The sequence below is a fragment of the Calothrix rhizosoleniae SC01 genome (assembly GCF_900185595.1).
GTDB classification, from domain to species: Bacteria; Cyanobacteriota; Cyanobacteriia; order Cyanobacteriales; family Nostocaceae; genus Calothrix_A; species Calothrix_A rhizosoleniae.
In genome coordinates this window covers 1-8,229 of the sequence record NZ_FYBH01000229.1, presented here as the reverse complement: position 1 = coordinate 8,229, position 8,229 = coordinate 1, and the positions used below count along the sequence as shown (strand labels likewise).

Here is an 8,229-nt window from a genome sequence, read left to right as displayed (position 1 = left end):
AAGGGAATGAGGTTTAAAATGCAGCACGCAATTATTACCGGTGGTTCTAGTGGTATAGGTAAAGCAACAGCAATGATGTTGGCAAAACAAGGAGCAAACATATCCATAATTGCTCGCCATCAAAACAAACTAGAAACAGCCAAAGCTGAAATTGAAGCAGTAAGAGCAGATCCAGAACAACGCATTATTTGTATTTGTGCAGATGTATCACAGCAAGCTCAACTTGAGCAAGCAATTACCAAAACCATTGAAGAATTAGGCACACCTAACTTACTAATTACCTCTGCAGGAATTGCCCACCCTGGTTATTTTCATGAACTCCCTGTGCAAATATTTGCAGAAACAATGGCAATCAATTATTTTGGTACTCTCTATGCAATCAAGTCAGTTTTACCATCGATGCGGCAAAAGCAGCAGGGACATATTGTAATCATATCTTCCGGCGCTGGGCTCATTGGTATTTATGGCTATACTCCTTACAGTCCATCTAAATTCGCTTTACGTGGGCTAGCTGAATCCTTGCGAGGAGAGCTAAAATGCTGGGGAATTTCTGTTTCAATTGTCTACCCTCCTGATACCGATACTCCACAGTTTGCAACGGAAAACTTGACCAAACCCCAGGAAACCAAGTTAATCACAGCTACAGCTAAAACTTGGAGTGCTAAAAGTGTGGCAAAAGTGATTTTACGCGGTATTGAAAGGAAAGATTTTGTAATTACACCAGGACTAGAAATGAAATTGTTACAAGTTTGGCATAGTTTGCTAAGTCCAATACTTAATTGGTATTTTGACAAAATTGTCAACAAAGTGCACAGCTATAGCAATGAACAATTAACAAGTAATAATGAATAATCAGAGTTTACCATCGACTCTACCGATTTCCTTCAGTGTCCTCATTCCTTACTTCAATGAAGAAGATTTCTTACCGCAGACACTCCGCTGTTGGCTAGAGCAAACGCGCCTACCCGACGAACTTATCTTGGTGGACAATGCCTCAACGGATGCTACCACTGAGCAGTGTAAAACCTTATTAGAATCATATCCAGCGCTTCCTGTAACCTTTCTCCAAGAACACCGTCCCGGAAAAGTTCATGCCCTAGAAACTGGTCTTAAATATGTCCGAGGAACTTTCGTCATCTTTGCCGATGGTGACACCTACTATCCGCCCCATTACCTTGCCCTGTGCGAGGAACTAATAGAAAAGCGACCGAAAAAACTCATGGGGCTTATGGCTCTCAACAGCAGTGGTGTAGAGCAGACCATCCCTCAAAAACTGAAGCGGCAGTTTTATGTAGGGCTATCCAAGGTCTTACAACGGCAAAGCTATACAGGCAACTATGGTCAGATTCTGCATACCGAAACCCTGAGAAAGGCCGGCGGGTTTTCCGAAACTCAATGGCCTTATGTGATGAGAGACCATGAGGTGATGCATCGGCTGTTTCGGTATGGGCGTGCTTACTATCATCCCCATCTGTGGTGCTATACCTCCCCCAGGCGGAGTGATCGCAAAAACTTGCGCTGGACGCTGCTTGAACGGCTACTCTATTTTGTGACACCTTATGGGTGGAAGGATTGGTTTTTCTACAAGTTTTTAGCCGAGCGATTTGAAAAACGCCAACTATACCATATTAACTTGCGGTCTCAACCGTGGAAAGATGCTTCTTCAGAGCCACCTGATAGAAATACAGACCAAACAAAAAATAATTAAAGGTTTCAGGGGTTTCAACATGCGTATTCTAGATCTATGCGAGTTTTATTCCGAACGGGGTGGTGGTGTTCGTTCCTACTTGACAAAAATGCTTGGTGCAGCCAGCAAACGAGGTCATGAATTGATTGTAGTGGCACCAGGAACCAAAGAGGAAGTAGTGGAAGAAAATGGAGGTCGCATTATTCGCTACCCAGGACCACCAATGCCTTACGATCCAACTTACCATGCTCCTTTGCGGTTAGATAGGATGCGAGATTTAGTGCTTGAGGCTAAACCTGACGTACTTCAAGTTAGCAGTCCGTTTTTGCCAGCACTGGCCGCTGCAACTATCAAAAATATACCTTTGCAAACATATATATATCATTCCGATCCCATATATATCATTCCGATCCCATCAACTCCTATGTACGACCCTTTGCTCACCGCTACTTGAGAGGCTATGCCAAGAATCTAGTTGAATCAACAGCCTGGAGCTTCATGGGTCGAGTATGCAATAGTTTTGATGCTACTATTGTTTCGGGAAAGTGGCTGGAAAAGCTGTTGAGGGAAAAACACTGTCAAAGGGTTTATACTATACCATTTGGATTTGATCGCCAAGATTTGGGTCCTGACAAAATGGATCTAAACCTGCGGCAAAAATTGTTAGGATCCCTAGCCGATCAACCAGAAGCACGTCTAATTCTCATCTGCGGTAGATTAGCAATGGACAAACGACCCCTAATCTTAATCGATTCTTTGATAGAACTTTCCCAAAAATGCCCCATCGCCTTGGTAATAGTTGGCGACGGACCAGAGCGTGAGGCTATGGCCAAGCGTGCAGCAGCCTTGCCCATGGTGACAATGTTGCCTTTTACACGCGAGCGCCTGGAGTTTGCTCAAATTTTAGCTAGCGTTGATGCTTTATTACATGGTTCCCTAAGTGAGACATTTGGCTTCGTGTTAGTTGAGGCTCTAGCATCTGGAACTCCCGTAGTAGTTCCCCAAGCTGGAGGGGCACCAGAGCTAGTCAACCCCAACTGTTCCGAGATTTATGCTGAGGACGCTTGTGCACATGACATTGCTTGTGCAGTAGCTCGACTGTTCAACCGACCACAGAAGCATTTGTCGGCAGAGGCTGTAGAGGTTGCAGACAAGCATCCCAGCTTTCAAGGTCACTTTGATGCACTCTTCGATTTTTATCGCATCCAATTGCAAAAACGTGGGTTCTCAAATGTCTAAGAGCAAAAAAATTTATTCAATTCATATTTTTGGTAATTAAATAATTTAAATGGCTAAATATTTAACCATAATAGATATACTACGCGACCGCTCAGAAAATCTACCCGAGCAAATTGCTTATAGATTTTTGCCAGAGGTGGAAACCGATTCTGTTGGTTTAACTTACAGACAGCTAGAGACACAAGTACGAGCGATCGCTGCCTACCTACAATCAATTATTACCCCAGGGGAGAGAATTTTAGTTGTTTATCCCTACACCGCAGCATTAGAATTTATCCCTAGCTTTTTCGGTTGTATTTATGCAGGGGCAATCGCTGTCACTAGTAACCCACCCCTAAACGAGGAAGCCATAGTCAAACTCGCACAAAGGGTGGAATCTTCCCAAGCAAAGGCCATCCTAACTACAGAATCTTTTTTACTCCACATTCAAGAAAAATTAGGGAAAAATCCAGATTTAGCTGCTACACTTGGCCATTTACCTTGGATAGCTACAGATAAAATTTCCCTATCCCATGCATCCCAATGGGTGGAACCAAAGATATATAAAGATACCCTCGCCTTTTTCCAATACACCTCCGGCTCCACTGGTAAACCTAAAGGAGTAATGGTGACTCATGGCAATGTCTTGCATAACTCACAAGTGATTTATCAGTCTTTTGAACATAATGCAGATAGTAGAGTCGTAAGTTGGCTACCCATGTTCCACGATATGGGATTAGTTGGTGGAGTGGTACAACCTCTGTATGGTGGCTTTCCTGTCATCTTGATGTCACCTATGGCTTTAATTCAAAAGCCCATAGGTTGGTTAGAGGCTATTTCTCAGTACAAAGCAACTACCAGCGGAGGTCCCAACTTTGCTTACGATCTAGTTGCTCGTCAAGTAAAACCTAAACAACTGGAAAGTTTAGATTTGAGTAGCTGGAGCGTAGCATTTTCTGGGGCTGAGACTGTGCGAGCTGGAACTTTAGCAAGATTTGCTGAGACTTTTGCACCTTGTGGTTTTCGGCGAGAAGCTTTTTATCCTTGTTATGGAATGGCGGAGGCAACTTTATTTATTACTGGAGGAGCAAAAACAAAACCGCCAGTTATTAAGAATGTAGATGCTGATGCTTTGACAGAGAACCGAATTGTGCTTGGTAGTGGAAATAGTAGAGCTGTGGTTAGTTGCGGCTGGGGTTGGTTGGGCGATAAAATTGCGATCGTTGACCCAGAATCCCATATTCCACGTGGGGAAGGTGAAGTTGGAGAAATCTGGGTTGCTGGTGCTGGTGTAGCTCAGGGGTATTGGAACGAGCCATCAGAAACAGAACGGACTTTTAATGCTTTTTTAGGAGAGCAGGGACATTTTTTACGAACAGGGGATTTGGGATTTTTACAGGATGGAGAATTATTTATTACCGGACGCATTAAAGATGTCATGATTTTGTGGGGTCGGTATCGTTATCCCCAAGATATTGAGTTGACAGTGGAAAAGTGTCATCCAGCCCTCAGACCTAGTTGTGGCGCTGCTTTCTCCGTGGAGATAGAGGATGATGAGCGCTTAGTAATTGTCCATGAGGTGGAACGTAGTTATTGGCGACAATTAAATGTTGAAGAAGTAGCGATCGCAATTCGACAAGCAGTAGCCGTTGAACATACAGCTGAAGTTTATGCGATCGCTTTATTAAAGACTGGTAGTATTCCTAAGACTACTAGTGGTAAAATTCAGCGCCGCACCTGTCGCAGTCAGTTTTTGGCAGGGACTCTGAATATCCTTGGTCAGTGGCGACTTCAGACTGAAAAAGGTGCTGTATCTGAGTTGGCAAATAATTATAGTTCACAAGATGAATCAAGCTAATGTGACTAAGAGGCGTAGATTGATGTTAAAAAACATTAAGGTTAGATACAGGAAAAGATTACTTAGAGTTGGGGGAAAACTACTCTGGTATTTTGAAAAACTAATTCCTCATTATTCCTTAATTGGCAATACCGCTTTTTTTGACCCCAATGAATTTGATTGGGCAAAGGAATTAGAAGCTAATTGGAGCTTGATTCGCAAAGAGTTAGATGAAATCCTCAAATACCAAGATGAGTTGCCAAATTTCCAAGACATTTCCCCAGACCAAGCCAATTCAACGAGCATGGATGATTTGTGGAAAACATATTTTTTATATGGATATGGAATTAAAGTAGAAAAAAGTTGTCAAAGATGTCCGCAAACAACTCGTTTAATAGAGAAAATTCCAGGGATGAAAACAGCATTTTTTTCCATTTTATTCCCTGGTAAACATATTCCCGAACACCGAGGACCTTACAAAGGAGTTATCCGTTGTTTATTGGGATTGAAAATACCAGAACAAAAAGAAAAATGTCGGATTCGAGTGGGTGATGAAGCTCGTTTTTGGGAAGAAGGCAAAGCTATGATTTTTGATGATTCTTTTCCCCATGAAGCCTGGAATGAAACCAATGATATGCGGGTAGTTTTATTTTTAGATGTAATGAGACCGATGAATTTTCCACTTTCATTTATCAATTCACTAGTTATGAAACTAATTGCTATTTCTCCCTATATTCAAGATGCTTATAACCTGCAAAAACAATGGGATGAACATTTAGAAAAAATATTTACTAAGGGATAAAAATAAATATTAAAGATATACAGGGCTTACGCACAAGCCACGTATTTACGTCATTACGAACGAAGTGAAGTAATCGCAAAGCCTTGTTTCTCGTCACGAGTGCGTAAGTCCTAATATAAATACTATTATATCTGCATTTTTATACGGAAAAATATGAAGATTGCATTAATTTCTAGCACTTTTCTTCCATCACATGATGGAGTTAGCATTACTTTATTTGAACGTTTAAAAAAGTTATCTGCAGCAGGTCACTCAGCTTTATGTTTAGTTTCTAGTTATTCAGAATTAAAGGATATTTATCCCAATTGGAGTGACTATGTTGGTTGTATTTTTAAGAATATTGAAGTTGTTCCACTTCCTAGTAAACAATGGATGGGAGTAAAACAAGAGAGAAACCCAACACGGAACTCAATACCTATTATTCATCATGCTTTGACAAAGTTTCAGCCAGATATAATTCATGTAGATGAGCCAGAAAGACTTTGGACGACTATGTTTGTTTTACCTGGTTTATTTTATGCCAAACAGCACAATATTCCTTGTATTGCCTCATACCGTACCAATTTTATTGACTATATCCAGGATTATGCCCCTTGGTGGATAGTAAACCTAAGTAAGTCAGCAGTTTTGTTGTTAACACAATGGATTTACAATCAATACTCTACAACACTTGTTGGCAGTCAGTTTATTTACCAAAGACTGAAATTATGGGGAATTAAGAATGTTGATTATGCTCAGGTTATCGGACCACCATTAGTCCAAAATCCTGAAATAATGAGAACTCCTAAATTCTTTCAAGATTTTTATGGTTTATCAGACGTTGATGATACCGTAAAAATACTTTTTCTTGGTCGCCTTTCCCCGGATAAGAATTGGGAATTTAATTGTAAATATCTACCCGAATTAAAATATCAATTAGGAATTAAAAAATGTAAAATTATAATAGCTGGTCGAGGAGAACTTGAGGACTTTCTGCTCTCTAGTTCGTTGACAAAAGAACTATCCCCAGCCATGTTGGGAGAAGTGCCACATGATAGAGTCTCCCACTTACTTGCTAACGTAGATATTCATGTCACATCATCTTTAAAAGAAACTTTTGGACGCACGGTGCAAGAATCTTTGTATGTTGGGACTCCAGTAGTTGCACCAGATTGTGATTGGACAAGAAATCTAATTACCCCTAATGTTAATGGAGTTTTATATCAACCCCAAGATGGAAAAGACTTCATTGAAAAATTGACAAAAATTATTAATCAACCAAGCGATCTCACTAAACTCCGGACTAATATACTATTGAGTCATGCAAAAATGTCGAGTAAAAGCGATCCTGCATCTAATTGGATTGAATACCTATATAAGCAAATATAATACAATCATCAGTAAAGAAAACCTAAAAAACAATCAAATTAATTTTCAACTTCACCCATCAACGACCATGCAAAATATACAATATAAGGATAATTAAACAAAAATGCGAGTTTTACTTTTATATCCCCTTTTCCCAAAATCCTTTTGGTCTTTTGAAAAAGCAATAGAACTGGTTGGTTCTAAAACCTTTCTTCCACCCCTGGGGCTAATTACAGTTGCAGCAATATTACCCCAAACTTGGGAATTCCGTTTAGTAGATCGCAATATTCGCCGGGAAACTGAAGCTGACTGGGAATGGGCAGATTTAATTGTTATCTCTGGCATGATTGTTCAGAAACCAGATTTGCTTCACCTCATCCATGGGGCAAAACAACGAAACAAACTGGTGGCAGTAGGTGGTCCCTATGTTACTTCCGTACCAAAGGAAGCCCAAAAAGCAGGGGCAGATTTTTTAATTTTGGATGAGGGCGAGATTACTCTACCTCTGTTTGTAGAAGCTATAGAACAAGGGGAAATTAAAGGAGTATTCCGCGCTAATGGTGAAAAGCCAGACGTAACTCAAACACCAATTCCTCGTTACGACTTATTAGAGTTGGATGCTTACACCGAAATGTCAGTACAATTTTCTCGTGGTTGCCCTTTTCAGTGCGAGTTTTGCGACATTATTGTGCTGTATGGGCGCAAACCGCGCACGAAAACTCCAGCACAACTATTGGCAGAGTTGCAAACCCTCTATGATTTGGGCTGGCGAGGTGGAATTTTTATGGTTGATGATAATTTTATCGGTAATAAACGTAATGTTAAGCTATTGCTACGGGAACTAGCCCCTTGGATGAAAAAACGCAACTATCCTTTTTCCTTCACGACGGAAGCTTCAGTAGATCTGGCGGAGGATGATGAGCTGTTGGACTTAATGTTTGTTACTAACTTCAGATCGGTATTTTTAGGCATAGAAACACCGGACGAAGAAACTTTAAAGCTGACTAAAAAATATCAAAATACGAGAAAATCTTTAATAGAAGGAGTTAAAAAAATCAATCAGTCAGGAATGCGTGTTATGGGTGGTTTTATTGTGGGCTTCGATGGAGAAAAACCAGGGGCTGGTGATCGCATTGTTGATTTTGTTGAAGCAACTACTATTCCCTTGGCTTTTTGTAGTACGCTCCAAGCTTTGCCCAATACATCTCTTTGGAATCGTTTAGAACAAGAAGGGCGTTTATTAGAAGGAAAAGAAGGAGATATTAATCAAACAACGTTGACTAATTTTATTCCGACTCGCCCCATAGAAGAAATGGCTCATGAGTATATTAATTGCTT

General features: G+C 40.6%; 8 protein-coding genes. All 8 read left to right on the top strand.

Annotated elements, in window-relative coordinates; translation table 11 throughout:
• The coding region (locus CALSC_RS13730) for an SDR family oxidoreductase (RefSeq protein ID WP_327331411.1) at positions 1-852 on the top strand (852 nt) is incomplete at its 5' end.
• Positions 845-1,708 carry a glycosyltransferase family A protein gene (locus tag CALSC_RS13725; RefSeq protein WP_088241891.1) on the top strand — a complete coding sequence of 288 codons (864 nt, stop codon included), beginning with the start codon at positions 845-847 and terminating at the stop codon, positions 1,706-1,708. The genes CALSC_RS13730 and CALSC_RS13725, both read left to right, overlap by 8 nt.
• 19 nt (positions 1,709-1,727) lie before the next feature.
• Positions 1,728-2,141: a glycosyltransferase gene (locus tag CALSC_RS13720; protein ID WP_159460614.1), complete on the top strand. Its 414-nt coding sequence runs from the start codon at positions 1,728-1,730 to the stop codon at positions 2,139-2,141.
• 44 nt (positions 2,142-2,185) lie between these two features.
• Positions 2,186-2,926, top strand: coding sequence for a glycosyltransferase (locus CALSC_RS13715; protein ID WP_088241889.1), 741 nt, complete (start codon positions 2,186-2,188; stop codon positions 2,924-2,926).
• 49 nt (positions 2,927-2,975) lie between these two features.
• Positions 2,976-4,763, top strand: coding sequence for a fatty acyl-AMP ligase (locus tag CALSC_RS13710; protein WP_088241888.1), 1,788 nt, complete (start codon positions 2,976-2,978; stop codon positions 4,761-4,763).
• A 22-nt stretch (positions 4,764-4,785) separates the two neighbouring features.
• The gene (locus tag CALSC_RS13705; RefSeq protein WP_088241893.1) at positions 4,786-5,544 is read left to right on the top strand and encodes an aspartyl/asparaginyl beta-hydroxylase domain-containing protein; all 759 of its coding nucleotides are present in this window, start codon (positions 4,786-4,788) and stop codon (positions 5,542-5,544) included.
• A 153-nt stretch (positions 5,545-5,697) separates the two neighbouring features.
• Positions 5,698-6,912, top strand: a complete 1,215-nt coding sequence (locus CALSC_RS13700) for a glycosyltransferase (RefSeq protein WP_088241887.1) — start codon at positions 5,698-5,700, stop codon at positions 6,910-6,912.
• Between the two features lie 103 nt (positions 6,913-7,015).
• On the top strand, positions 7,016-8,229 hold a 1,214-nt coding region (locus CALSC_RS13695), incomplete at its 3' end, for a B12-binding domain-containing radical SAM protein (RefSeq protein ID WP_088241886.1).